24 protein-coding genes and 1 riboswitch are annotated in these 24944 nt (G+C 40.1%); of the genes, 2 read left to right on the forward strand and 22 right to left on the reverse strand.

The features are described 5' to 3' along the window. Together GZ63_RS0103765 and GZ63_RS0103770 are read left to right on the forward strand one after the other, a co-directional pair. On the forward strand, positions 1 to 361 hold a 361-nt coding region (locus tag GZ63_RS0103765), incomplete at its 5' end, for a DUF3231 family protein (protein WP_029267010.1). 41 nt (positions 362 to 402) lie between these two features. After that, positions 403 to 1620 carry an MFS transporter gene (locus GZ63_RS0103770; RefSeq protein WP_029267012.1) on the forward strand — a complete coding sequence of 406 codons (1218 nt, stop codon included), beginning with the start codon at positions 403 to 405 and terminating at the stop codon, positions 1618 to 1620. Here GZ63_RS0103770 and GZ63_RS0103775 read toward each other — a convergent pair. From GZ63_RS0103775 to GZ63_RS0103875, 22 genes are all read right to left on the reverse strand, one after another. After that, entirely contained in the window at positions 1617 to 2231 is a 615-nt protein-coding gene (locus GZ63_RS0103775) for a YitT family protein (RefSeq protein WP_029267014.1), read from the reverse strand. The two genes, GZ63_RS0103770 and GZ63_RS0103775, sit on opposite strands and share 4 nt — an antisense overlap. Positions 2232 to 2385: 154 nt before the next feature. Further along, a complete protein-coding gene (gene purU / locus GZ63_RS0103780) occupies positions 2386 to 3294 on the reverse strand; it encodes a formyltetrahydrofolate deformylase (RefSeq protein ID WP_226374298.1) in 909 nt (302 codons plus the stop codon). A gap of 889 nt (positions 3295 to 4183) precedes the next feature. Further along, on the reverse strand, positions 4184 to 5581 hold the full coding sequence (gene lpdA / locus GZ63_RS0103785) for a dihydrolipoyl dehydrogenase (RefSeq protein ID WP_029267026.1): 1398 nt from the start codon (positions 5579 to 5581) through the stop codon (positions 4184 to 4186). A gap of 152 nt (positions 5582 to 5733) precedes the next feature. Continuing rightward, on the reverse strand, positions 5734 to 6984 hold the full coding sequence (glyA, locus tag GZ63_RS0103790) for a serine hydroxymethyltransferase (RefSeq protein WP_029267028.1): 1251 nt from the start codon (positions 6982 to 6984) through the stop codon (positions 5734 to 5736). A 225-nt stretch (positions 6985 to 7209) separates the two neighbouring features. Beyond that, positions 7210 to 7311, reverse strand: a riboswitch (glycine riboswitch). 97 nt (positions 7312 to 7408) lie between these two features. Further along, entirely contained in the window at positions 7409 to 8749 is a 1341-nt protein-coding gene (locus GZ63_RS0103795) for a 5'-deoxyadenosine deaminase (protein WP_029267030.1), read from the reverse strand. Positions 8750 to 8783: 34 nt separating this feature from the next. Beyond that, positions 8784 to 9950 (reverse strand): M20 family metallopeptidase, encoded by a 1167-nt coding sequence (locus GZ63_RS0103800; protein ID WP_029267031.1) that lies wholly within the window; start codon positions 9948 to 9950, stop codon positions 8784 to 8786. Further along, on the reverse strand, positions 9951 to 10571 hold the full coding sequence (locus GZ63_RS0103805; RefSeq protein WP_029267032.1) for a DUF1989 domain-containing protein: 621 nt from the start codon (positions 10569 to 10571) through the stop codon (positions 9951 to 9953). A 35-nt stretch (positions 10572 to 10606) separates the two neighbouring features. Next, positions 10607 to 11290: a cyclase family protein gene (locus GZ63_RS0103810; RefSeq protein ID WP_029267033.1), complete on the reverse strand. Its 684-nt coding sequence runs from the start codon at positions 11288 to 11290 to the stop codon at positions 10607 to 10609. Then, positions 11290 to 13128 carry an adenine deaminase gene (locus GZ63_RS0103815; protein ID WP_226374299.1) on the reverse strand — a complete coding sequence of 613 codons (1839 nt, stop codon included), beginning with the start codon at positions 13126 to 13128 and terminating at the stop codon, positions 11290 to 11292. The genes GZ63_RS0103810 and GZ63_RS0103815 overlap by 1 nt, the downstream gene beginning before the upstream one ends. Next, positions 13125 to 13406, reverse strand: coding sequence for a EutN/CcmL family microcompartment protein (locus GZ63_RS0103820; RefSeq protein ID WP_029267035.1), 282 nt, complete (start codon positions 13404 to 13406; stop codon positions 13125 to 13127). The genes GZ63_RS0103815 and GZ63_RS0103820 overlap by 4 nt, the downstream gene beginning before the upstream one ends. A gap of 15 nt (positions 13407 to 13421) precedes the next feature. After that, positions 13422 to 14165, reverse strand: coding sequence for a hypothetical protein (locus tag GZ63_RS0103825; RefSeq protein ID WP_029267036.1), 744 nt, complete (start codon positions 14163 to 14165; stop codon positions 13422 to 13424). A 2-nt stretch (positions 14166 to 14167) separates the two neighbouring features. Further along, positions 14168 to 14446 carry a BMC domain-containing protein gene (locus GZ63_RS0103830; protein WP_029267049.1) on the reverse strand — a complete coding sequence of 93 codons (279 nt, stop codon included), beginning with the start codon at positions 14444 to 14446 and terminating at the stop codon, positions 14168 to 14170. A gap of 32 nt (positions 14447 to 14478) precedes the next feature. Then, on the reverse strand, positions 14479 to 14970 hold the full coding sequence (locus tag GZ63_RS18645; protein WP_084178965.1) for a BMC domain-containing protein: 492 nt from the start codon (positions 14968 to 14970) through the stop codon (positions 14479 to 14481). 44 nt (positions 14971 to 15014) lie between these two features. After that, positions 15015 to 15995 (reverse strand): hypothetical protein, encoded by a 981-nt coding sequence (locus tag GZ63_RS0103840; RefSeq protein ID WP_029267052.1) that lies wholly within the window; start codon positions 15993 to 15995, stop codon positions 15015 to 15017. Between the two features lie 17 nt (positions 15996 to 16012). After that, positions 16013 to 16276 (reverse strand): BMC domain-containing protein, encoded by a 264-nt coding sequence (locus GZ63_RS0103845; protein WP_084178988.1) that lies wholly within the window; start codon positions 16274 to 16276, stop codon positions 16013 to 16015. Continuing rightward, a complete protein-coding gene (locus GZ63_RS0103850; RefSeq protein ID WP_029267055.1) occupies positions 16276 to 17649 on the reverse strand; it encodes a UbiD family decarboxylase in 1374 nt (457 codons plus the stop codon). The genes GZ63_RS0103845 and GZ63_RS0103850 overlap by 1 nt, the downstream gene beginning before the upstream one ends. Beyond that, complete coding sequence (locus GZ63_RS0103855) at positions 17646 to 18203, reverse strand: UbiX family flavin prenyltransferase (RefSeq protein ID WP_029267057.1); 558 nt, start codon at positions 18201 to 18203, stop codon at positions 17646 to 17648. The genes GZ63_RS0103850 and GZ63_RS0103855 overlap by 4 nt, the downstream gene beginning before the upstream one ends. Before the next feature lie 10 nt (positions 18204 to 18213). Beyond that, complete coding sequence (locus GZ63_RS0103860) at positions 18214 to 18810, reverse strand: cysteine hydrolase family protein (protein WP_029267059.1); 597 nt, start codon at positions 18808 to 18810, stop codon at positions 18214 to 18216. 65 nt (positions 18811 to 18875) lie between these two features. After that, positions 18876 to 20357: an allantoinase AllB gene (allB, locus tag GZ63_RS0103865; protein ID WP_029267062.1), complete on the reverse strand. Its 1482-nt coding sequence runs from the start codon at positions 20355 to 20357 to the stop codon at positions 18876 to 18878. A 553-nt stretch (positions 20358 to 20910) separates the two neighbouring features. Beyond that, complete coding sequence (locus tag GZ63_RS17310; RefSeq protein ID WP_084178991.1) at positions 20911 to 21222, reverse strand: Na-translocating system protein MpsC family protein; 312 nt, start codon at positions 21220 to 21222, stop codon at positions 20911 to 20913. A gap of 246 nt (positions 21223 to 21468) precedes the next feature. Continuing rightward, on the reverse strand, positions 21469 to 22086 hold the full coding sequence (locus GZ63_RS0103870) for a methyltransferase (protein WP_029267064.1): 618 nt from the start codon (positions 22084 to 22086) through the stop codon (positions 21469 to 21471). Between the two features lie 68 nt (positions 22087 to 22154). Then, positions 22155 to 24872 carry a UPF0182 family membrane protein gene (locus GZ63_RS0103875; RefSeq protein WP_029267066.1) on the reverse strand — a complete coding sequence of 906 codons (2718 nt, stop codon included), beginning with the start codon at positions 24870 to 24872 and terminating at the stop codon, positions 22155 to 22157. Between the last annotated feature and the right edge of the window lie 72 nt (positions 24873 to 24944).

Here is a 24944-nt window from a genome sequence, read left to right on the forward strand (position 1 = left end):
AAAAGTCCTGTTAGAAGACCTTCTTGAAAATAGTTTTTCCCAAGAAAACCAGCAAGTCGAAGCGATGCTGAAAGAAACGGGCATCCGGCTTCCGCCTGCACCACCTGATCGTCCTAATGTTGACGTACAGGATATTCCAGCTGGAGCACGATTTTATGACGGAGAAATTGCTGCATTCGTTAAAAAGGAGTTAATGACAGGAAAAATAACATGCAGTTCTATTATGGGGATTGCTATACGGGAAGACATTTTCTCCATGTTTGAAGATTTTCATTCGCAAAAGGCAGAATACGAACGAAAACTGTTAGAAGTGATGAAAGAAAAAGGATGGTTCGTATCTCCGCCAATCAATGTACAGTAAAAAATGAGGAGTGAAGAACCGTGGCATCAAAAAATAAGGGGATGGCCATTGCAGCCATAGGATCCATCCCGCTGATCATGACACTGGGAAACTCCATGCTCATTCCCATCTTCCCTCAAATGCAGGATGCACTGAACCTATCCCAGATGCAGGTAAGTTTAACCATCACTGTATTTTCGATCGCTGCAGCTATCTTAATTCCGATTGTAGGCTATCTTTCCGATCGCTTCTCTAGAAAAGTTGTGATTGTTCCGTCTCTCATTTTATTTGGGATTGGCGGACTGCTTGCTGGGTTTGGTGCACTAGGGTTTTCACATGCGTATGTATGGATTTTAATTGGCCGAATTATTCAAGGGATTGGCGCCGCCGGGACTGCGCCAATAGCGATGGCTTTAGCTGGGGATTTATTCAGAGGAGCAGAGCAAAGCCGAGTACTGGGAATAGTTGAGGCATCAAACGGACTTGGTAAAGTATTAGCTCCTATTCTCGGATCACTGTTAGCAATTTTTACATGGTACGCTGTCTTTTTTGCATTTCCGGCCATCTGTCTTGTGTCCATCTTATTAACATGGATATTTATAAAAGAAAAAAACGATCGCCAAGCACCGCCCCCTTTTGGCAAATACGCAAGAAGGCTTCTTAATGGTTTTAAACAGGAAGGAAGATGGCTATTTACAACCTACCTGGCAGGAGGCACTTGCTTATTTACCTTATTTGGCATTCTTTTCTTTTTATCCGATGTGCTTGAAGAAAAATATAGTATTGAGGGGGTCATGAAAGGGCTAGTTTTGGCCATTCCATTACTTGTTATGGTTACCTTTTCTTATATAACCGGGAGCAAGATCGGAAAAGATTTGGCGAAAATGAAGAAGTTAATGGTCATCGGATTTATACTTATGACAATTTCCTATGGTTTCCTTGTTTTCTTTGAAAAGCTCATTCCATTTCTTCTTGTTCTTTCTATAAGCAGTGTGGGCGCAGGCCTTGTACTTCCATGTGTCAATAGTTTTATTACCGGATCTGTAGGGAGAGAGCGCAGAGGCATTGTAACTTCCCTTTACGGTTCTGTCCGCTTTCTTGGTGTCGCCAGTGGACCTCCCGTATTTACACATTTAGAGGACTGGTCAAGAAATGGAATGTTTTTATCCATCGCCACCTTCACACTCCTTGTTGGTCTTTTGATCCTAACCCTTATTCGTGTAAAAGGAAAAGATGATCATAAAAATAAAAAAGCGAAGGTACGCTATCATTATATTTAAGGTTTTTTTCGAAAGTCGAGTGTATAGGACGCTTGAAACGACATACGGCAAATAAGATCAACCACTGTCGTTGAGATCCATTGACTGATGAAAGCGAGGAGAATAATTTTCCAGCTGATGATAGCACCTGTAAGGAAAAAGATAGAACAGTTGATAAGAAATAATGGTTTGCCTGGGAGAATATCCCTGCCCAGCGCAACCATAAATGCAATTACCCCGACGCCACCATTCGAAACACCCTGACGCATCAGGAGCCCAATCCCAGTTCCAAGCAAGACAGAACCGATAACAAGGTCATACACGAGATTTCTGTTAAGGATAAAAAAATGACTTTCAAAAAAATCGATGGACAAGGATGTCATTGTAATCCCGATAATTGTCCAAAGAGCGAAGCGTTTCCCTAAATATTTCACAGCAATCACAAGCATGGAGAAATTAACCATCCACAACGCAGGTCCCATATTAATGTGAAACAAATAATTGAACAAAACAGCAATCCCTCCAGCACCTCCAGAAGGAATAAAATGCGGAAATAGAAACAGGCCCATTCCCAGCCCCTGAATAGCTCCTCCAGCTAGAACCAGTGCCCCTTTTTGTATTCGATGCTTCATAAGGGTACCTCCCATTGTATTGCTCATTTGGACAACCGTCTCTTCCTATTCTTATTCCGATATACCGATAAACATGAATAACGCTCTCTTCAAAGAAAAAACACACTTATCAAGGGATTCATCGGATAAGTGTGTTTGCTATGTTGTCTGTTAATTAATTAAAAACAATTGTTTTATTTCCATGAACAAGGATTGCATTATCAACATGCCAGGAGACCGCTTTTGCAAGGACCTGCTTTTCTACATGACGGCCGGCAATCTTTAAATCTTCTGCTGTATACCGGTGATTAACTCTTTGAACATCTTGCTCAATAATTGGACCTTCATCAAGATCGTCTGTAACATAATGGGCGGTAGCCCCGATTAATTTGACACCACGGTTAAATGCTCTTACATACGGATTTGCACCAACAAATGCAGGCAGGAAGGAATGGTGAATATTGATGATTTGCTTGGAATACTGCTCTACGAAGTGTGGAGTCAGCACTTGCATATATCGTGCTAAAGCGATAAAATCCACTTTCCCTTTCAATAATTCAAGCTGCTTTTTCTCTGCTTCTTTTTTCGTTTCACGCGTTACTGGAATATGGTAATACGGAATCCCAAAAGCTTCCACTTCCTCTTTAAAATCAGGATGGTTACTGATAACCATCGGAATATCTACAGGAAGCTCCCCGGACTTCCATCTCCAAATCAATTCCATCAGACAGTGATCTTCTTTCGAAACAAAAATAGCCATACGTTTTCTTTTCTTCTTGCTACTCAATTTCCAGTCCATTGAATACTCCCGTGCAATCGTATGAAGATCTTCTTCAAGCTTTCCATATGTTTCATCAAATTCTTCCATTTCAAACTCGATCCGCATAAAGAACATGCCGGATTGCGGATCAGTCGTATGTTGATCAAATCGTACGATATTGGCATCATGCTCTAATAAAAAATTAGATATCGTCGAAATGATACCAGGCTTTTCCGGACACGAAATTAATAATTTTCCACGGTTTTGGTTCATATACGCTTCTGTTTTCATTGTACTTCCACCTCGTATAGTATATTTAGGCATTGTTTTTCCGCCTATTTGATTTGATTCATTTATAAATTATACAAGCTGTTATAACTCCGTTACCTTTCACTACAGGCGGACGCTTTCCGCGGGCATGGCTTGAGCCTCCTCGCTCACAAAAATCGTTCGCTGTGGGATCTCAAGACTCATGCTATTCCCGCTGGAGTCACCGCCTTTCGTTCAAGGTAACTCAGTTTGTGCATGCCTTCATAAAAACATTAATCACCTGAGTCACATATCACTCACTTGGACGCTCTGAGATATTCCTAGATAATGGTCTTAGGATCATTTGGGACAATTCTTTTCCCCTTTGCGGGCATAACCGCATTAGGAAGACTGTTTCCCAGTGTACGTGCGGATATTCATACACGCAGGCTGTACACCTTGTTATTTGAACCTAGATGTTAGTAGCTCTAGTGCGGCTTTCAAAACAAGGATAGTACTTATACACGAGGCTGCTGATCGGCGTCCACACTAGGGATATCTCAGAGCGTCCAAGCAATAAGTTCCAATGATTCTAATTCGAAGGGAGGAAATACCCTATGAAATTATTGTTGGATTAGACGTGAGTTCGTATGATATCAAAGCTTATTTTTTAAATGGCGAAGGTGCTGAGGATTGGGTTGGAGCCCACAAGTGTCTATAGTTTTCATCCATCCATGTTTCTGCACAATAGATAAATGAAGCATAAATAGCTTCTGTATCCTGTTGAGTAACTTCCAGTAATTTACATTTAGTTACTGATCTAGTTTGTATTGCCTTTTTTAAACAATTTGAACCTTGACAATCAAATATCTAATCATTTTTCTCTTGACATATCACCGCAGGTCTTTACGCATTATTTTTAATGAAGGAAAATAAAAAAATCTAGTGATGATCTGTTCGAATACTACCCATGAATCTCCTGTCCATGTACTGCCAGTGCTGCCTCACCAATTGCTTCAGCAAGTGTCGGATGCGGATGGATGGTACTTCCAATATCCATCGCTGTTGCTTCAAGCACTTGCGCAAGCCCTGCTTCCGTTACCATATCGGTTACATGCGGGCCAACCATATGTGCGCCTAGTAGTTTGTCTGTCTTTTTATCTACAACCAGCTTCACGAAGCCGTCCGGAACACCAAACACGAGTGACTTTCCTATGGCCCGGAAGGAGAACTTCCCAGTTTTCACCTCATATCCTTCTTCCTTCGCCTCATCCTCCGCGAGTCCGACACTTGCGGCCTCCGGACTCGAATAAACACATTTTGCTACAAGGGCAGAATCAAGTGGGGATGGATTTTTTCCTGCCATATGTTCAACGGCAATCATCCCTTCATGTGAAGCTACATGAGCAAGCTGCAATCCGCCAATAACGTCTCCAATGGCGTAGACATTTGCTTCATTTGTCTGGTAATGCTCATTTACTTGAATGAATCCGTGTTCTATTTGCACTTTCGTATCTTCAAGTCCTATATAATCAGTGACCGGTGCACGTCCTACTGAAACAAGCAAGCGATCAGCAGTAAATTCTTTTTCCTTTCCTTTATGTTCAGCCTGAATGGATACCCCATGATTTTTCTTTAACGTTTCGGAAAGTACTTTTGCACCTGTTATTATTTTTACACCTTTTTTCTTCATTAAACGTTGCAGTTCTCTTGAAACGTCTTTATCTTCCGCTGGTAAAATCCGCTTTGCATATTCGAGTACGGTTACTTTTACACCGAAATCATTTAGCATGGAAGCCCATTCCATTCCAATTACTCCTCCCCCTATAACGAGGATAGATGCGGGCAACTCCTCCATATTCAAAGCTTCATCTGACGTCATGACATACGTCCCGTCCACATCAAGACCGGGAAGCGTTCTCGGACGTGACCCGGTTGCAAGAAGAATATGTCGAGCTGCTAAAAATTCTTCTCCACCGTTATTTAGCTTTACCGAAACATCCTTTTCTCCTGTAATGACACCTGTTCCTTCATAAACATCAATTTTTCCTTTTTTCATAAGATGTTGTACACCTTTGAATAGACGTTCCGTGATTCCTTCTTTACGAGCTTGCACTTTTGAAAAATCGAGATTCACCTCAGGAGCAATCACTCCGAAATTTTCTCCGTTTTTTGTATTCGCATACACTTCAGCACTTCTCAGCAAAGCTTTACTGGGAATACAGCCTGCATGCAGACAAGTTCCTCCCAGTTTTCCTTTTTCAACGACTGCAGCTTTTAAGCCTAATTGCGAAGCACGAATCGCTGACACATATCCCCCCGTACCTCCACCAATGACCACTACATCGTAACCCTGTTCCATCATTTATCTCTCCTCTTCCGCTAATCCCCGTACTTGATTCCATCTATTCAAGGACATTTATTGAAATATTCCGTAAATTTTAAGGTTTCGTATGACACGTGGCATAAATGGATGGCCCCTTGCTTGGGCCATCCATTTATGGCTTACCTTTTTTACACCTTTACTAAATCATGATGTAATGGATATGCCTCACAAATTGCGCTTGTCACCTCTTTGGAACTCGCAATCATTTCAGCATTTCCTTTGCTCTTAAGGACGTCCGCGATCACTTTAGCAATCTGAACCATCTCTTCTTTCCGCATTCCACGTGTCGTAAGAGCCGCTGTTCCAATACGTACACCACTTGTTACAAACGGGCTTTCCGGATCAAATGGAATCGTATTTTTATTAACCGTAATTCCCGCTTTCTCAAGCAATGCTTCTGCATCTTTCCCAGTTAAATCCCACGGACGCAAATCGAGCAAAATCAAATGATTGTCGGTTCCGCCAGTTACTAAAGATGCTCCATGCTTCATCAATTCCTCACCTAGCGTTTTTGCGTTTTCCACGACTTGTTTCGAGTAATCTTTAAAAGCTGGATTTAGCGCTTCTTTAAAAGCAACTGCTTTAGCAGCAATAATATGCATTAAAGGACCGCCCTGGATGCCTGGAAACACCGATTTATTCATTTTCTTTATCGTATCTTCATCATTTGATAAAATGATTCCACCACGCGGACCGCGTAATGTTTTATGTGTTGTACTTGTAACCACATCCGCATATGGAATCGGGGAAGGATGAATCCCTGCAGCTACAAGACCGGCAATATGTGCCATATCAACCATCAATTTGGCACCAACCTGATCTGCTATTTCGCGAAACTTTTTAAAGTCGATGGTTCTTGGGTACGCACTTGTACCTGCAATGATTAATTTTGGTTTTTCCCTTTTTGCAATTTTTTCAAGCGCTTCATAATCAATCAGTTGGGTATCTTTATCCACACCGTAAGAAACAACTTCAAACCATTTTCCAGATACACTTACCGGACTTCCATGTGTCAGATGCCCCCCGTGAGATAGGTTCATTCCCATGATTTTATCGCCAGGCTCAAGCAAAGCAAAGAAGGCTGCAAAATTTGCCTGTGCACCCGAGTGGGATTGCACATTTGCATATTTCACGTCAAATAGTTCCTTCAATCGGTCAATTGCTGCTTGTTCTGCAACATCAACATATTCACATCCTCCGTAATACCTTTTCCCAGGATAGCCTTCTGCATATTTGTTTGTCATCACACTGCCCATTGCCTCAAGTACATCTTGACTTACAAAGTTCTCCGATGCAATTAACTCCAGTGTCTCCAATTGTCGTTGTTGCTCCTGCTTGATTGCCTCAAAGATGGTGGCATCGTTTTTCTGTAAACTCATAAGAAATCCTCCTCCTATTTTTTAAAGTCCATCTTTAATCATTGGAATTTTCACTCTTTTTATACCCTTCCCATCCTTCTCGCTTTCTGCTTATCAAAAAGAACATAAAAAGGACAGAGAAGGGTAAAAGATCTCCCTTCTCTGTCCTTTCACCTGAAAGTTTAACTCTATCATTTGATAAAGCCTTCCCCTTTGGTGGCGTTTCATACGCGCTCTCCAGAGATGCGTCTTATTGTGGTTCTTCTACCTGAGAGATTTGTTCCAAGGGAATTTTTTGGAACTTGCTCCTTCGGTGGCTTTCACTTAGCACTCTCCCACAATCGTTAACCGCTTTTTGTTTATCATAATCAAAAGATGGATGATTGTCAAACACTAATGTGAATTTTCTTAGAACTTTGATTGGATCGATTTTCAAATTTTCCATTTACACTTTAGCAATCGTTGGAAGCCGTTTTGTGAGTCTTTCAATCGATTTATCTGCTTCACGCAGTACAATATCTTTATCTACCGTCTTAACAATGCCCTTATCCATCACCATTTTTCCATCAATGATCGTTGTTTCTACATCTGCTCTTGTTGCAGCATACACGATTCTTGAAATTGGATCTACGTTGGAGGAAGGGTATGTGTGAAATTGATTTAAATCCAGAATGGCTAAGTCTGCTTTTTTACCAACTTCAAGACTTCCAATTTCATCATCAAGACCTACTGCCTCAGCTCCCCCAATTGTAGCCATGCGGAAAACCATTCTGGCACCCATAGCAGTTGGACCATGCTCTGGTTTTTGTATGATGGAAGCTAATCGCATTTCATTAAACATATCCAGATTATTATTACAAGGTGCACCGTCTGCTCCCAGGCTGACACTTGCTTCAAGTTCTAACATATCCGGTACATCAGCAATACCAGAAGCCAGTTTTAAATTAGAACCTGGACAATGACTCATTTTTACCCCGCGCTCTTTAATAATACGTTTTTCCTCATCATCAAGCCACACACAATGTGCCAATATAAGATCTTCATTTGCAAGACCAATATGATCAAGATAAACCACATTCCTCATCCCTCTTTGCATTTCTACAATTTCAATTTCGCCTCTGTTTTCCGAAGCATGTGTGTGTACTTTCACGTTATATTGTTTTGATAAATCTCTGACCTCTTTTAAAAGATCTTCGGTACACGAAACGACAAACCGTGGACAAAATGCATAACGAATTCGTCCATTATCGTGATTGTTCCATTTTTCAAGCAGGTCGACACTTCTTTGGATTGAGGAAGTTGTATCTTCCAGCAATAAATCAGGAAGATCATCCCCCATATCCATCATTACTTTCCCTGCCAGGCAGCGAATACCACTTTCATCCATCGCTCGAAATGCAGCATCTGTGTGATTTACTGTTTCCATATCCACAATTGCTGTCGTACCACTTTGGATTAATTCACCAAGTCCAAGCATGGCAGAATAATAACTGGATTCTTCATCGTGCGATGCTTCAAGTGGCCAGATTTTCTTCTGCAGCCAATCCATCAGTTCTAAATCGTCCGCTTGACCGCGGAACAGTGCTTGACAAAGGTGTATATGGGTTTGGATGAAACCCGGTATAACCGTTTTATTTTTTGCATTAATTACTTTATCAGCCCCGTAATCTAAATTTCTGCCAATTTCTTTTATTCGGTCATTCTCTATATATAAATCTCCTTGAATGATTTCCTCCTGCTGATTCATCGTGATGATTTGTACATTTTTTATTAAAATTGTAGACACATGTTTCACACCCTTTTAATAAATCTCTTCTCTATCACTTTTCTCGTATTCCACTTAGATTTCCTTCTTTCACATTGCTAAATTGCTCTGCCAATTTTTTATAAAAATCAATCGATCGTAAGTAGCTTTTAATATCCACATATTCATCTGGCTGATGGGCCAGCTTCTCATCTCCTGGTCCATAGATCAGGGTAGGAATTTTACTTTCAGGATTTAAAACTGCTCCATCTGTATAGTAAGAAACTCCGTGAACATCATCTCTATCCAGCTCTTTTATCTCCAGTGCGGTTGAAATGATCGGATTAGCTTTATCTGTACGTATCGATGGGCGATCCAGTTCGGTTTCCACGAAGAATGCTGGGGCTCCGTCACCGGAAAGTAAGGTCGTTAGTTTTTCATTTATTTTAGCTAGTAATTGTTCATGTGATTGAGGAGGGACAGATCGGATATCAATACCTAGACTGCACCGATCTGGTATCACATTTGTTTGTACACCGCCATCTATTTTTGTTACTGCCATACTACTCGTCCCTAAAGATGCTGCGGAGATATTCCAATCTGATTTTAACGATTCAATCATCTCCATCACCTTTTGCGACCATTCGACAGCATTTATACCTTCCTCAGGCATTGAACCATGGGCAGTTTTCCCGCAAAGGGTAATGTTTAGCCAAAAAGCCCCTTTATGGCCGATTACTACTTTTTCTTTCGTTGGCTCACCGATGACCATTGCCTCAACATCTTCCAGATTCTGATCTTTCAAATATTCTCTTGCACCACAACTATCGACTTCTTCTCCCGCTGTAGCAAGGAATACAATATCTTTTTCCAACTCTTTCTGCTCTAAAAACAATGACTCGACGGCTAAATACATGGCACAAAGCCCACTCTTCATATCTGACGTCCCGCGTCCGTATAGTTTCTCTCCTTCTATTTGCGCAGAAAAGGGAGGGGATCTCCACGGCTGCTGGCCGGGAAGAACCGTGTCCATATGTCCACAGAAAAGTAATTTTCCTTGCCCTTTTCCTTTTAAATGGATCTCTAAATTACTTCTGTTTGATTCAAACGGAGTTATATGATAAGGGATTCCTGTTGACTCACATCGTTTAGCTAAGGCTTTTGCTATTTCATGCTCATTCCCGGGAGGGTTTGAACTATCAATTTGAATCATTTCCTGAAGAAAACGAACAGCATCATCCATTTAGTTCGCCTCCACAATTTGCATCTTTAGTGATGTAACGTTCCATCCGTTTACAGGAGCCATGTCCTGTGAGCATGTGGAGCAAGCGATCACAACTTCATCAAGTGCCTTCAGACGAACGTAATCACCTGGTTTAGATAAAGGTTCACTGATTTCATAATCCCCTACATCATTTAACACATTGTTCATAAATAAGTTGATCGGATCAGGCACTGGCTCATTACCTAAACCAAAAGAATTTAATGCATTTTTTAAATTATCGTGGCAGTTTGGATGATCATCTTTGCCGTAATCCACTTTATAGCGATAATAATCACATGCAGGGAAGAAAAAGTCATGTTTACCAACCGTATCTTGCTCAAATGTCATCAACGGACGACGCCTGTTACTATATAAATAATCTCCTTCTTTAAGGCGTATACTACTGAGAGAAGCTCTCATGTGAACGGGCGAGACAAACTCTTTTGGATCGTTTCGATTAAAACATACAAAATCACCTACCTGTTTCCCGTCAACATCAATAATAAGTACCTCTTCACCCGGCTGAAGAACTGCACTTCTACCTTCATAAGGCGGGATCAGGATTTCTTCTTTCATTCTTTCACGTTGTGAATGAACCATTACATACACCCCTCATCCATATATAATCCAGTACATTAATCTAAAAATACGGCAACCGCTCTGACCGGAGAACCCGTTCCTTTGCGGATTTTTAGCGGCAGTCCAAAGTATAAAAACCGTTTATTTGCAACCTCATTTAAATTGGCGAGATTTTCCGTGTTCGTCAACCCATACTCCTGGCATACTTGGTGTCCCGAAAATTTTTTATCCTTGGGATTATCAATGGCCGGTGTATCAATACCAAAGTTTACAACCCCTTTTTCTGCTAGCCATTTTGCTCCTTCGTAATCTAGACCAGCGTGACGATACAGCCAATCGTCTGTCCCATAAGAGCGGTTGTAGTGTCCTGTATAAAGGAGAACTATGTCTCCTTTTTCAAGTACTTGCTGTGATTTACGAAGTGCATGCTCCAGCTCATTTGGCGTAATATATCCATCGGGTGAAATATGGGATACATCGAGACAAATAGCAGGTCCGTAAAAATATTCCAATGCCATCTCGTCAATGGTTGGTCCATTTGGATCATATTCAAAAACAGCATCGGAATGCGTAGGACCGTGTTCACTTATAATTAGATTATTCGTACAGAATGGGAAGCCCATTTGTTCAATGGATTCCTCATGTGTCATGTTCCGAAAAATCATTGTTTTTTGATGGGGCGGAAATACTGGCATTCCCTGGTAAATTTCTTGTGAGAGATCGACTAATCGCACTCCCATTATTTACTCCCTCCTTGTTCTACTACAGGCGAAAGCACTTCAAATTGATCAACATCAATTAATCCCATATCGGTTATCTTCCATTCTGGACTTGTTACAAGCGACCAGAAGGAAAGATGCATAAATGGTACATCCATGCCACAACCAAGCTCTTCGCTTGCTAAACGCGTAAGGTCCGCTATTTTTTCACTTAATTCAACGCCTGTTAATTCATCCGAAATTAAGCCACCAACTTTAAGCGGCAGGTCTCCAACGACTTTTCCATTTTTTATCATGGCAATTCCGCCTTGCATCGCAATCACTCGGTTAACTGCTGTAACCATATCTTCATAGTTGGTTCCAGTAACAATAATATTATGGGTATCATGTGCTACACTTTCTGCGATCGCTCCGCTTTCAAGCTTGAATCCATTGATAAACGCTTTACCTATGTTACCGGTTCTTCCGTGTCTTTCTACAACCATTAGTGGAAGGACGTCTTGCTGCAAGCAAGGCTGTACAACACCATTTGACACATTCAGATTGAATTCCTGTTTCCCTGTTAAATTTTGAAACGGAATTCCTACTATGGAACGAACGCGCGCTTTGCTTCCACTTGCTTTAATATGAAGATCTTCAGCTTTGATAGGAGTTACTTTAACAGATTGTTTTACACTTTCTGGGTAGGCGTAAGAACCCAGTTCAATCGTCATTTCCCCTTTTTCAGCTGCAAGTGTACCATTCAAATAGACTTGATCAATGACCATTTCATTCAAATCACTGATTACGGCCACATTTGCTTTTTTTCCAGCAGCCAGCACACCTACATCTTTAAATCCAAAATGTGTAGCCGGATTAATGGTTGCCATCTGAATTGCTTCAACCGGATCAACTCCTTCAGCAATTGTTCTGCGGATAATATCATTCATATGTCCGTCTTTTAGCAGATCTTCAGGGACCATATCGTCAGAAACTAAAATAGCCCGGCGAGAATCCATTCCTTCCTCGGTTACAGCACGGATACACTCAGCCATATTCCGTTGGGATGATCCTTCACGCATAAATACACTAACACCTTGTCGGAGTTTCTCCATCATTTCTTCTTTCGTTGTTGTTTCATGACAAGAGACATGCGTTCCTCCCCCAATAATATGTGCTGCAAGTTCTTTTCCAAATAACCCTGGTGCATTGCCCTCTACTGTTTTTCCAATACGATTTGCATACGAAACAGATGCAATTAAATCATCGATTAATTCCGGAGCATGATGATAGACAGGATGGATATTACTAAAGCTTTGAATTTCACCGATCCCTTGAACATATGGATCGTTTAAAAGTTCTTCCATATGCTTGGAATTAACATCAAAGCCAGATGTCTCCAGTCCTGGTGCATCCGGAACTGCACAAGGTACTGTAAACAAAATTTGGTTTGGTAGTGTTTTTGCTTCTTTTATCATCTCTTGCATTCCATGTACACCTAAAACGTTTCCAATTTCATGTGGATCATTAATGATCGTTGTTGTACCGGTTGGAATAGAGAGCCGAGAAAATTCTGTGGCCGTAAGCATGGCACTTTCAAAATGCATATGGGAGTCAATAAAACCAGGTGAGATAAATTTCCCTCTTACATTTTCAACTTGTGTCCCGTCTCCAATCAATTCACTCACGTCGCCGACAAGAACAATATGCTCCCCCTTCATCGCCACATCTGCTTCATAAATTTCTCTTGTTACCGTATTGATTACATAACCACCTTGAAGAACAACATCAGCAAATTGATTGGAATCTAGCAGTACATCGATAAGCTTTCTCCATTGAATTGCCTCTTTTATATTTTCAGCCTGCATTTTCTTTGTCATCCTTTCAAATCCTCGTATTCTAAACTATCAATAATACCTACGATTGCTGCATCCACCGGGGAATCTTTATTAGACATTGACCGGGAAGCCATACTCCCCCTAACAAAAATCACCTTTTCGCCAATCCCCGCTCCAACTGTATCCACCGTTATAATTGGCTGAGCGTTAAGGGGGGCACCATTTAAATCGATCGGCTGTGTGATTAATAATTTCGTACCGACCAAGTTATCATCTTTCCTCGTTGCCGTAACTCTTCCAGCTACAATTCCCATCTCCATGTTATTTCCCCCTTGTCACTCGCTGATCTCGATTTGATATTTTTTTGCTGTATCTCTTGCCAGTGGTGTAATGATTGTTCCTTTTGTTCGTTGGATATACCTCTGACCAGATGCAGCGAATTTCATCATTGTTTCGGATGTAATGATTTTTTTCTTTTGTTTTTGGTAAGTGGAATGTATAAAATGAAAGATCTGATCACTATCATCAAATAAATGAATGCCAAAGCCCCGTAATTCTTGTAATTGATTTTTCATCTTATGCTTGAAGTAGGATGTGCCTTGATTTAGTCCTGAGTCCTGCCAAATGGTATGATAGGGATCAGCACCTGCAGACAAGGCACTGACATTCCTGCCACTCATCAATGCAAAGAGCAGAATTCGAATTGCGATATGACGATCATTAAAGCGCATTAGATCGGAGACGACGGAAAATGGTAAAACGGGTAGCAAAAAATGATCAAAATCTTCTTTATGCATCGCAGCCTGATCGAATGACAGCAAGTCATCGTTTTTCATCCGTTTAGCAAGATGATTTATTTGGTAATGTTCCAGTATGCTAGCGTCCAAGCATACACGAACGATAATCCCATGTTCACGAAGCATTTTTAAAGCCTCTAAGCCTTCGTCCATCCCATTCATATGATAGAAAAGAAGCGCAAGTACTCTACTCTTACGTACATTTGCTGCCTCTTTTCTATTTCGATTCATTAATTCCTGCAAAGTTGTTGATACAATTGCACTTTGCCGGTTAAGCGACAAGCTTATTCACCTTTTGAAAGCAGTGCACGTTCAATTTCATTATGCGGTCTAGGGATGACATGGACGCTTATCAACTCTCCAACACGACTTGCTGCATCTGCACCTGCATCAGTAGCTGCTTTTACAGCACCAACATCACCACGAACCATCACAGTTACCAGTCCAAAACCAACTTTTTCATAACCACAGATTTCGACATTCGCAGCCTTTACCATTGCATCCGCTGCTTCAACCGCACCTACAAGTCCTTTTGTTTCTACTAAACCTAATGCTTCCCCCATTTGTAAACCCTCCTCATAGTGTTTGAAATACATTATGCTTTCTTTTCGTCATTGCTATTTTTTTGATTTTGTGTTTTTTTCGCAGACGAAGTCTTTTTAGCTGTTGTATGCGCCTTCACTTCTTTTGCTGGTGCTTCATCCACATTTTCTTTCTCAGCCTTTATTTTTGAAGCTTTTTCCGTCGGCTGATCCGTACTGTCTTCTTTTTCATGAAGAAGCGATTTGGATTCTTCCAACAAAGAAAATTTACTTAATAAATGATCATTCACGTTCGAATGGGCACGCGGGATAACATGTGACGAAATAATTTCACCCACTGCCTCACCTGCCTTATTTCCCGCTTCAACCGCTGAAGTAACAGCAGCAACATCACCGGAAAAGTGTACCGTCACTCCAACATAACCACTAACTCCGATTACTTTTTCCATACCAATTATTTCAACATCTGCAGCTTTCACTGCCGCATCTGCGGCGGACACTGCAGTTGAATATCCTACCGTTTCGATAAGACCAAGTGCTATCAATGATTCATCTCCTCCTCTCTACACCAAACCCGTTATCACCCACGTTACGTGCTTATCAATCGAGGTGCTTCTTTTTTCAGCGCTGTAATCAGTTTTGAGACAACTTGTTCATTTCCAGTTAAAAGTAAATAACATTGTTTTATTTCAAAGTTAAATGAATCTTCTTTAAATTTTTTTAGCAAGAAATCCATCAAAACGATCCCTTTGTAATAAGGAACTTCTTCTAATAAAGCAATTGCATCAACGGCCCCCACATGAAGCTGTTTTGACAGCCATGTGCTTGGCGATTTTTCTAGATATGTCTCGTATTGCTTTAGTGACCTGCGATTTATTTTTTGATAGGCATCCTTCATAATCCGCTCAAGACGGTCTACATCGTCATCATACAATTCCGCTCTAAATGGAGCATTGCCGTCAACATTCCATGATAAATCACATGTAATACATTGATTATTTCTGATAACCTCATTAACTAATAGTAAATAACTTGGCAAACAATCCGGCATAGCGATGACGCCAACTGCCGAAGCTCCTTGTGCCCGATTAAAATTGTTTTTTAGCTCTGTCGGTATGTTTGGGAAAAATAATACATGACCCCCGTTTTTTACAGACCCAATGACTTTTGCACTTTTTTCTCGAGGACCACCTGAATAATGACTTCCTCCCGTCATTTGCCCCTGTGCTAATGACAATGAGCTTAATTTAGAAATCGATGCATCGTTCAATTGTTTCGGTGACATCGATCTGGAACGAGTTGATTCAGAAGCTCTTTCTTTGATCCGGCCTGAGAGATTGGAAGCACTCGAACGCTTATTTACAGCATTTGATCCTTTTGCTGCAAAAGAAAGCCTTTTGTCCTTCTTTATTTGCTGGTAATTGGGTCGTTTAATATTGGCAAGAGGCGAACTCGGGTTGTTTCTATTCCTATTCACCGCCTGTCTATTTGTTTGATTTGTTCGATTGGATACAATTGTTTTATTTCCTTTGATCACTTCCTGTACGACTTGCTTCATCATATCCGACATTCCTTACACCACCTTCGTTAAAGAATTTTTTTCAGCTCAGGATGGGCACGTGGAATGACATTTGACGAAATAAGTTCTCCACCTGTCTTGGCGGGTGCTAATCTTCCAACTTCAACTGCAGAACTTACATCGGCAACATCTCCTTCGATAACAACCGTTACTAAGCCTGATCCGACTCTTTTTAAATCTACTAAACGGATGTTTGCAGCTTTTGCCATCGAATCCAATGCTTCCACAGCTGCCGTAAGCCCCCTCGTTTCGATTAAACCGATTGCGCTCATCATCTTGTTTCTCTCCCATCTGAATCAAAATCTTGCAGATAATCTTCTAAGTTAATCTTATCAACCGGGATATATGCTCTTCTGTATGCTTCTTTTTCACTTAATGGATAGGTTGCATCGATGCCCATTTTAGCACTCGTTCCCCGCAGATTATGGGACGATTCCAGGGGGGAACCTTTTGCACCGGGGACAATAAAGATATCTTGATCGGCTTGACACCTTGTTGCTATCGCCCATTCCACGTCCTCTGGGTCAAAAATATCAACATCTTCATTGACAACAACCACGTGTTTTAAGTCTTTATCACTGGCAAATGCAGCTAATGCTGCTTGTTTCGCATCTGCGTCCGATTTTTTATCAATTTGAATGATTGCATGAAGGCGCGCTGCAGCTGCAAGCGTCACATGAACTGCTTTGATATTCGGTACAGTTTGTCTTACTGTACTAAGTAATACCATTTCACGAACCAAACACATCGGAAGCTTTTCTTCAGAGCTAGCTGGTAAAATCGTTTGTGAAATAGGGTTATTTCGGTACGTAATTGCAGACATTTCAACGATCGGCTGTGGCATATTCCCGCCGTATGTTCCACCTAATTCTGCAAATGTACCTTCATCGTCTCGTTCATGTGGAATAATTTTACCTTCCATGACAATTTCGGCCTCTGCGAGTACTTCTAAGTCAACCGTTTTACATGGAACGACGTCGAGCGCTTGCCCTAGTAATCCGCCCGCTGCATCAAGTTTATCTGCATGATACAGATGCGTGCTAAACTGGGAAGTCAATACGATGGCCGGAATGACACCAAACATGACTGCCACTTCTAAGGCCTCTCCTCTTTCTTCACATTGGGCAAATTGCCGGCCGAGTTCTGGGGAGGTAATTGTGATATTTGTACGGTTCCCACCTATGAATCCCATCCTGCGAATGGAGGTATACCTTTTCTCACCCTCAGGGTCTTTCACTACTAAGACTCCTGAAACATAATAAGGTCCGCAATCTTCCGCATGGAAAGTGGGAACGGGGAAAAAGTCATCCAAGTCAAATGGTCCCATGACAACATTTTCATGAACCGGTCCATGCGAAACTAAATTTGTTGGGATTGGACGAACGAGTGCATGGATCATTCTAGGTATCAGCTCTGATTCGTCTGCACCAATGCTATCTGCCATTAATGTGCGACTGCCTCCCAATCCCGCAACCATTGGGACATTATAGCCTTTAACCTTTTCAAATAAGAAGGGTTGCTCGCCTTTTTTGGTCTTCACCACAGCTCCTAGTTCATATTTCGCATTCACTTCTTTTTTTACTTTATATAGTAGTCCCCTTGCTTCCCAATCAGAAAGCAATTCTCTTAAGTTTAAAGGGGTCATTTCTTCTCCCCCCATCTCTCCATTAATTGATGTTCAATCTTTAATTCATCTAGTATTCTAGCTACCATAAAATTGATTAATTCCCATATTTCTGTTGGGTGATGATAAAACCCTGGACTTGCTGGTAAGATGTGAACACCTGATTCGGCTAATGTCGTCATATTTCGCAAATGAATGACATGAAATGGAGCTTCTCTTGGCACAATAACAAGGTTACGTTTTTCTTTTAAAACAACACTAGCAGCCCTGCTTAGTAGAGACTCTCCCATTCCATTTGCTATCGTCCCCAGTGTATTCATTGAACACGGAACAATAACCATTCCATCTGTTTGAAAAGAACCACTGGCCACAGGTGCAAATAGATTTTGATTATCATGTACGGTTGCAAATTGCTTCAACTCATCCATTGTTATGCCGCATTCATATTGCATTACCTTTACTCCCGTTTCGGTAGCAACTAAATGGGTTTCAATTCCCAATTGATGAAGCGCACGGATCAAAGTATAAGCATACAATGATCCGCTAGCTCCTGTTATACCTACTACAATTCTCATTGAAGATCCCTTAAACAGTTAATTGACCTTGGGAGATTTTGTTTTTTATAGCTTCCTTATATGCATCTACGGAAAGTATTTCTCCAAATATACCGATATCAACTAGACCTGCTTCGTGCATAGCGTTTGTTTTTGAAGCTGTTGCATCCGACAGCGCAACTACGTTGTAACCGTTATACAATGCATCTGATGCTGTACTACGTACACAAACGTTCGTCCATACGCCAGTAACAACCACTGTATCAATTTGCTCCTCTCTCAAGAAAAGATCAAAATCTGTAAATGTGAATGCACTATGACGACGTTTTTGAACGATGTAGTCACCTTTCTCTTCTTCTGGTTGTAATTCAGGAATAAACTCATGACCCCAAGTTCCTTTAACCGCGTGAACCGGACGTACTCTGAAGTCAGCATCGTTTTTACGATGTGCTTCTTGAATATGAACTACTTGAATATCATTCTCATGACAGAAATCCATTACATCTCTAATTTTAGGGATAATGTCACGTCCAGCTTGCCCACATTCCATTACGGACCCTTCCGGAATAAAATCATTCAACATATCAATAATTACCAATGCGTGCTTCTTTCCTTTTACTTCAGCCATTTAAAACCATCCTCCCTCTCAATAATGAAGCCTTTTTATAGCTGTCATATTTTAAGCACTTATTTTTAGTTCGTTACGAGTGCTTTTTCAACTCGTTTATATGCTTCTGCAGCTTTGGCATTTTCTTCATACGTTTCATACTTTATTTCGCGATCCAATCTTTGGATGCTTTGTCTCTTAACAAACTCACCGTATCCTACATCTCCAACGATACCGCCATTATCTTCATCATAAACGACATTACCGCGTACAATGGTTTGGATGGGCTTACCCTTTAGCTTCATGCCATGGAACGGGCTGTACTTCGCCATTGTTTCCGTTTTCTTTTCATCAATTGTATATTCACGTTCAAGATCAATGACCGTAAAGTCTGCGTCACTTCCAAGTTCCATCGAGCCTTTCTTAGGATAAATACCATTATGGATAGCAGCATTTCTACTAGTAACTTCTACAAAACGTGATAAAGACAAACGTCCTTTATTTAGACCTTCACTAACAAGAATTGGTACCATTTGCTCAACGCCAGGAAATCCAGGGAAGCTATTCCAGATATCTGAATCTGGAGCGTCTTTTTCAGTTTCGATTTCATATGGCGCATGATCCGTACCTACGAAATCGATTGTTCCATCAGCAAGGGCTTGCCAGTGAACCAGGTTATCTTCTTTTTCACGAAGCGGAGGAGCAACTTTTGCAAATGTGCCACGCGCTTCCAAAGCTTCATCTCCAGTTAACACAAGATAATGTGGGCAAGTTTCAGCCGTTATTTTTACACCTCGTTTTTTAGCATCACGTACAAGCTTCACTCCGTCCTTAGAAGTCATGTGCACAATATGCACCCTTGCACCTGTAGCTTCAGCAAAAGTAATAATCATTTCAATTGCAGTTTTCTCAGCAACTACATTTCTAGCGTGTCCCCATGCTGGGCTGTCAAGACGACCTTCTTTTTTCAACTTTTCAGTATAGAAAGTGCAGATATCATAGTTTTCGGCATGTATCCCAATTGGCATGCCTGTTGGTGCGATTTTATTGAAAATTTCCAGCATTTCCGGGTCTGTTACCTTAGGGAAACTTGGAACTGAAGGTGTCATATAAACTTTAAATGCAACGACTCCTTCTTCAATTTGTGGATAAATATTATCCAGCAAGCCTTCTCTAACATCTTCGCCTGTCATGCCTCCCCAGAAGCAGTAATCAATATACGCTTTATCCTTGACTGCTGACAATTTCTTATGAAAGCTTTCAGCATCACGAACAGATGGTTTACTCGTACATGGCATATCGATATGAGAGGTTAATCCACCTGCAGCTGCAGATCTTTGTCCAGTTTCAAATGTTTCACGATGTGTAAACCCAGGATCATTGAAATGTGTATGTGGATCAATACACCCCGGAACAACAAGATTTCCTTTCATATCAATGGTTCTATCCGTAGAGATACCCCTAATATTGTTCATGATCCCAGCGATTTTTCCATCATTAACAAGAATATTTGTTTCTACCTTTCTGTCTCCTTGAGGTATTACTGCATTTTTTAATATTAAATCCATAAATGTTTTTCTCCCCTTTCAAAATATCGATGTGTTCTTCAACATTCTGCTGCTTTCTGTTATAAAATCCGATAGAACCTAGCTAAGCTGACCATCTCATGAATCATCAAAAGGATCGTTCCACTCATCGTGTGTTTCGATTCGTTTCTCCTCCAATAACAGACAGAAAATATCGTTGCGTCCAAAAACAGATTAATATTTTATATTTTTCTGTAAATTATCGGTATATTACGAGTCAAAAAATTTGTTTCTCCATTTTTACAACACACTTAAGCTTTTGGTTGCCAGGATATCTTAGCGTCAGTTCTTGTTCACCTCCTTAACAGAATAAACTTTTATTCGTTATTTTGTTTTTATATATAAAAGAACCGCAGATTCAGATTGATTTCCCATACCAAATACACTGGTATTTTTGGAATTCAATCAAATCTGCGGTTCAATTAACATCCGTAAACAGAGGTTATATGTAACCGCTCCGATAACAGTGCCAGAACAAAAGCGACCCTGCGCGATTGATCTAGAAATGTTAAAGAATTAAGTTATGATTTGTTTTTTATAATTTTTCGTTAAAATATATGACACAACATGCATGCTCACTTTTGGTATCATAATCTTTGAGAACAGAAATGACCGTTCTACCTGTTAATTCCTCTACGCTATCCCTTAGCTTGAATTTAAATTCAGAAATGAGCGCTGCATCCGCATAGGTTGTTAATTCTTTAAAGTTTTTACTTAATGCTTTAAAAGCTTGAACACGTTTATGTTGAGCAAAGATAATAATCCTGTCATCAAGAATTAAAATCCGTTGACTTCTAACCCCAGTCGCATAAAACTCTTGATTAATCTTATTATAAACTTGGGCGATCTTTTTTTTTTAGTGTTCGAGACTCGGTTGAGGTAAGTGTAGTATTCAATATCCTTTCCCCCTGTCACTATCTATACTAATGAATTCGCTTTCATATGTCAAGGTATTTTTTGCAAAATTTGCATTTAACAAAAAAGACTGAATTATTACGGGGTTTCATCACATGAACCTCTCCTAATTCGCTTTCCGTATTCATTTTTGTCGAAAGTAGCCCTATTCTAATTTAGATTCCTATTTTTTTGCCTTTTAATCGGATAATGCTGGCAATTGATAGATTAGAAACCTTTCAGAAGGATCTTGCTTGTACCATTTTGGTAGAATGATTTCTTCTTTCCTTTCAAATATCGTGTGGTTTTCTAAATAATAGATATAATCGTCTGAAGCATAATATAAAATAAGCTCGACGTCTCTATTTGCTATTTCCACCGATCGCAGAATATTGTTAATCACTTTTATAAAAATTGGCAGGGAAAATGGGTTGAAAAAGTAAAAACGATTGTCAGAGGCATCAATCGGATACTTCTGTGCTAAACAACAATAAAACGCTATACGCGCATGATGCTTATTCATTTTACGTAAATAATTATTTTTATTCGCAGTGGCGGCTTTATATAATGCCTCATCCATTTCAATTCCTTTTACATGAATACGGCTGAAATAGTGAATAAAAAAGCTTAATCTCCCTTTACCGCAACCAAAATCGACCATACAGTCATCTTTTTTAAATGCATAGCTTTCAAGCAGAGCCTCTAATGCTTCATAGGCGGTTGGTTCATACGGATAGTAGTGTTGTGCGTCATCCGATTCTTTTTGATAGATTCCTGTTTTAATATTTAATAATTTTTCATAATAATGCTGTTTCATTTCCTACACCGTACCCTGTATTTAATGTAGAAGAAGTGCTCCCTAACACGTGAGCACTTCTCCTCTTCTTATTCCACTTCTCCTAAACGTTCTTCAATTTGCGTCATAATTTTTGCAGCTTCTTCCCAATTTCCTTTTGATAACTCATCTTGATATGCATCGAACATCTTTGATACATCTTGTAATATTTTTTCAGATCCCGTAATATCTTGAACTTGTTCTTCATCCTCTTGTTTTTCCTCTGATTTAGCCTTATCTTTTTGTTTTTCTGGATCGATGAGCGTAAGCATTTTCTCAAGGGCCTTATCAAATGTTTCTTCCATCACGATGTTATCCCCATAAGCAAGCACAATTCGCTTCACTTCTGGCAGAGATGTTTCATTGGAAGATTCAATGTAAATTGGTTCCGCATATAGCACCGTATCCTCGATTGGAATGGCTAATAAATTCCCACGTACCACCTTTGATCCGCCTTGAGACCAGAGATTGAGCTGCTGCGATATGTTACTGTCCTGATTAATTCTATTTTCTATTTGCTGTGGACCATAGATATTTTTTTGTTTTGGAAAACGGTAAACAAATATTTCACCATAATTTTCTCCGTCATTACGCACACCCATCCAAGCGATCATGTTTTGGCGATTTTTTGGAGTATACGGCATCATCTGAATAAATTCTTCCTCATCCTGTTCCGGCAATTTCATGGTTATAAAGTATGGTTCCATTTCGATATCTTCGTTAAAGTATTTTTCAGTCGGGAATTGCCAGAAATCTTCCCGATTATAAAAGATTTCCAGATTAGACATGTGGTACGTTCCATACATTGCTGATTGTATTTTAAATAAATTTGTCGGATAACGGAAATGACGCTGTACGTCTTCCGGTATTTCATTGGTGAATAGATCTGGGAACATCTTACTGTATGTTTCAAGTAATGGATCCTCTTTATCCACGGTATAAAAGTTCACTTCCCCTGTATACGCATCAATGACTACTTTCACAGCGTTTCTTATATAATTTTCATTTCCTTTATGCGGCTCTGCATATGGATAACTCTCTGCTGTTAAATAGGCGTCAATCATCCATGCGAGACTGCCATCCTCCCGAACAAAAATATACGGATCATCGTCGTATTTAAAAAATGGAGCGATTCTTTTAACCCTGTCCATAATATTACGTGTTTCGAGTAATTGACTTTCCTTTGTAATTTGATCCGATACAAGCATACGGAATGAACCTTCTTTCAGTGCAAACAAGAACCGATTGATTCCTTGCAAAGGGATACCTGAATCAGCTTCAAAGCGGGTCGATTTATTTTCATCCCCAGCAGGATAGTCAAATTCATCCACGTTACTATTGACAATCACATTTCCGTAAGGTTCTTCCCCAAAATAAATCTGAGGCCGTTTCACATCAATTACACCTTCTGACGGCACATTTTTCAACATATACTTCGGCTGCCCCTGCTTCGTAATCTCATTCACATGACTCATCGCGATACCGTATCCATGGGTATATCTCATTTTCTGGTTTACCCAAGTTTGAGCCTGGGACGGGAGGTTAACCGTATTTAATTCCCTTGCACCAACAAATACCTGTTCATACTTTCCGTCAATTTCGTAACGATCAATATCAATATTATTAAATTGATAGTACGTACGGAATGTCTGTAATTGATTGTAAATATCCAGAAGTGGTCTAGCGTCATTGATTCGAACATTATCAATGGTTAATTTATTTCGATCAACCATCGCTTCATCCAGTGTAAACGCACCGGAAATTTCCTTCTCTTTTATATGATCCAGATCATAAGCTGCTCTTGTAAAAGAAAGATTATGTGCCAAATATGGCTTTTCTTTGGAAAACTCATTCGGAGACACAAGGAAATTTTGAACAGCCATCGATACGCCTTGACCAGCAATCAAAAGAACGATATAGACACCAACAGGAATCACGATGGAATTAATTTTGCCTCGATTGACTGCAATAAACATCCATACTGCCGCAATTACTGCAACAGCTGCCAGGATATATGAAGCTGGAATATTAATCATTTTATCGGTGTAGCTTAGTCCGTGTACGACACTCTCTTGGAAAATATTTACCTTATTTGTAAGAAGTGTCTCATACGGCACCAAAACATGAATACCAGCAAGCAGCAGTCCGATGATCCCAAGTGTCACCCCAAGATGTAATTGAGCGGAACGGCTCATCCGGTAAATATGAAAAACAGAATAAGCGCCAATTTCGATCGCTAAGAAAAAGATACTTAAACCGAGTAAAATATAAATGATCATTTTTACAAACGGTAGGATAAACATATAAAAGGAAATATCCATATGAAAATAAGGATCCTTTTGATCAAAAGAAGCATGATTTAAAAACTTCAAAAGCGGTTCCCATCCAATTCCTTGTACGATGGAACTTCCCATTGCACCAACAAATAGAGCAGCGATGACCATAAGAATTCTGCTTATTTTTTTATTTTGAATAACAGGTGGCAACATATTGCTGTGGAAATGACCGATATATGTTTTTCGAATCCAGGCAAACGTAATATAAGTAAGTATGAAAAATAGAACAAAACCGATAGCACCCAGCAATAACTTACTGCCAAACATCGTCGTAAAGACTTTTTCAAAACCAAGTGAACCCATCCATATGTAATCGGTTATCCAGCGAAATGAAAGCATAAATATAACCGCAAGCACAAGAAGTATCCCCAGTACAATTCCACCGGGCTTTCCGATTCTTTTCACTCTTTCCATATGTCTGCGATTCGCCATTCTATCTTTGAAATTCAACAAACTCCCCCCTATGTTCCTAGCATATTCTTTATCTATCATAACAGATTATGC

The organism is Virgibacillus alimentarius (assembly GCF_000709085.1).
Taxonomy (GTDB): Bacteria; Bacillota; Bacilli; order Bacillales; family Amphibacillaceae; genus Virgibacillus_B; species Virgibacillus_B alimentarius.

What these genes read in the sequence shown, in the direction of transcription:
- GZ63_RS0103860 (WP_029267059.1), bottom strand. Translation starts at nt 18,810, where the DNA reads ATGGCTGAAGTAAAAGGAAAGAAGCACGCATTGGTAATTATTGATATG.
- GZ63_RS0103810 (WP_029267033.1), bottom strand. Translation starts at nt 11,290, where the DNA reads ATGGGAGTGCGATTAGTCGATCTCTCACAAGAAATTTACCAGGGAATG.
- GZ63_RS0103830 (WP_029267049.1), bottom strand. Translation starts at nt 14,446, where the DNA reads ATGGGGGAAGCATTAGGTTTAGTAGAAACAAAAGGACTTGTAGGTGCG.
- GZ63_RS0103855 (WP_029267057.1), bottom strand. Translation starts at nt 18,203, where the DNA reads ATGAGAATTGTAGTAGGTATAACAGGAGCTAGCGGATCATTGTATGCT.
- purU (WP_226374298.1), bottom strand. Translation starts at nt 3,294, where the DNA reads ATGCCTAAATATACTATACGAGGTGGAAGTACAATGAAAACAGAAGCG.
- GZ63_RS0103820 (WP_029267035.1), bottom strand. Translation starts at nt 13,406, where the DNA reads ATGGAGATGGGAATTGTAGCTGGAAGAGTTACGGCAACGAGGAAAGAT.
- GZ63_RS0103840 (WP_029267052.1), bottom strand. Translation starts at nt 15,995, where the DNA reads ATGTCGGATATGATGAAGCAAGTCGTACAGGAAGTGATCAAAGGAAAT.
- GZ63_RS0103850 (WP_029267055.1), bottom strand. Translation starts at nt 17,649, where the DNA reads ATGACCCCTTTAAACTTAAGAGAATTGCTTTCTGATTGGGAAGCAAGG.
- glyA (WP_029267028.1), bottom strand. Translation starts at nt 6,984, where the DNA reads ATGAGTTTACAGAAAAACGATGCCACCATCTTTGAGGCAATCAAGCAG.
- allB (WP_029267062.1), bottom strand. Translation starts at nt 20,357, where the DNA reads ATGGATTTAATATTAAAAAATGCAGTAATACCTCAAGGAGACAGAAAG.
- GZ63_RS0103870 (WP_029267064.1), bottom strand. Translation starts at nt 22,086, where the DNA reads ATGAAACAGCATTATTATGAAAAATTATTAAATATTAAAACAGGAATC.
- GZ63_RS0103805 (WP_029267032.1), bottom strand. Translation starts at nt 10,571, where the DNA reads ATGGTTCATTCACAACGTGAAAGAATGAAAGAAGAAATCCTGATCCCG.
- GZ63_RS0103815 (WP_226374299.1), bottom strand. Translation starts at nt 13,128, where the DNA reads ATGACAAAGAAAATGCAGGCTGAAAATATAAAAGAGGCAATTCAATGG.
- GZ63_RS0103775 (WP_029267014.1), bottom strand. Translation starts at nt 2,231, where the DNA reads ATGAAGCATCGAATACAAAAAGGGGCACTGGTTCTAGCTGGAGGAGCT.
- lpdA (WP_029267026.1), bottom strand. Translation starts at nt 5,581, where the DNA reads ATGGAACAGGGTTACGATGTAGTGGTCATTGGTGGAGGTACGGGGGGA.
- GZ63_RS0103770 (WP_029267012.1), top strand. Translation starts at nt 403, where the DNA reads ATGGCCATTGCAGCCATAGGATCCATCCCGCTGATCATGACACTGGGA.
- GZ63_RS0103800 (WP_029267031.1), bottom strand. Translation starts at nt 9,950, where the DNA reads ATGGATGATGCTGTTCGTTTTCTTCAGGAAATGATTCAAATTGATAGT.
- GZ63_RS0103875 (WP_029267066.1), bottom strand. Translation starts at nt 24,872, where the DNA reads ATGGCGAATCGCAGACATATGGAAAGAGTGAAAAGAATCGGAAAGCCC.
- GZ63_RS0103845 (WP_084178988.1), bottom strand. Translation starts at nt 16,276, where the DNA reads ATGAGCGCAATCGGTTTAATCGAAACGAGGGGGCTTACGGCAGCTGTG.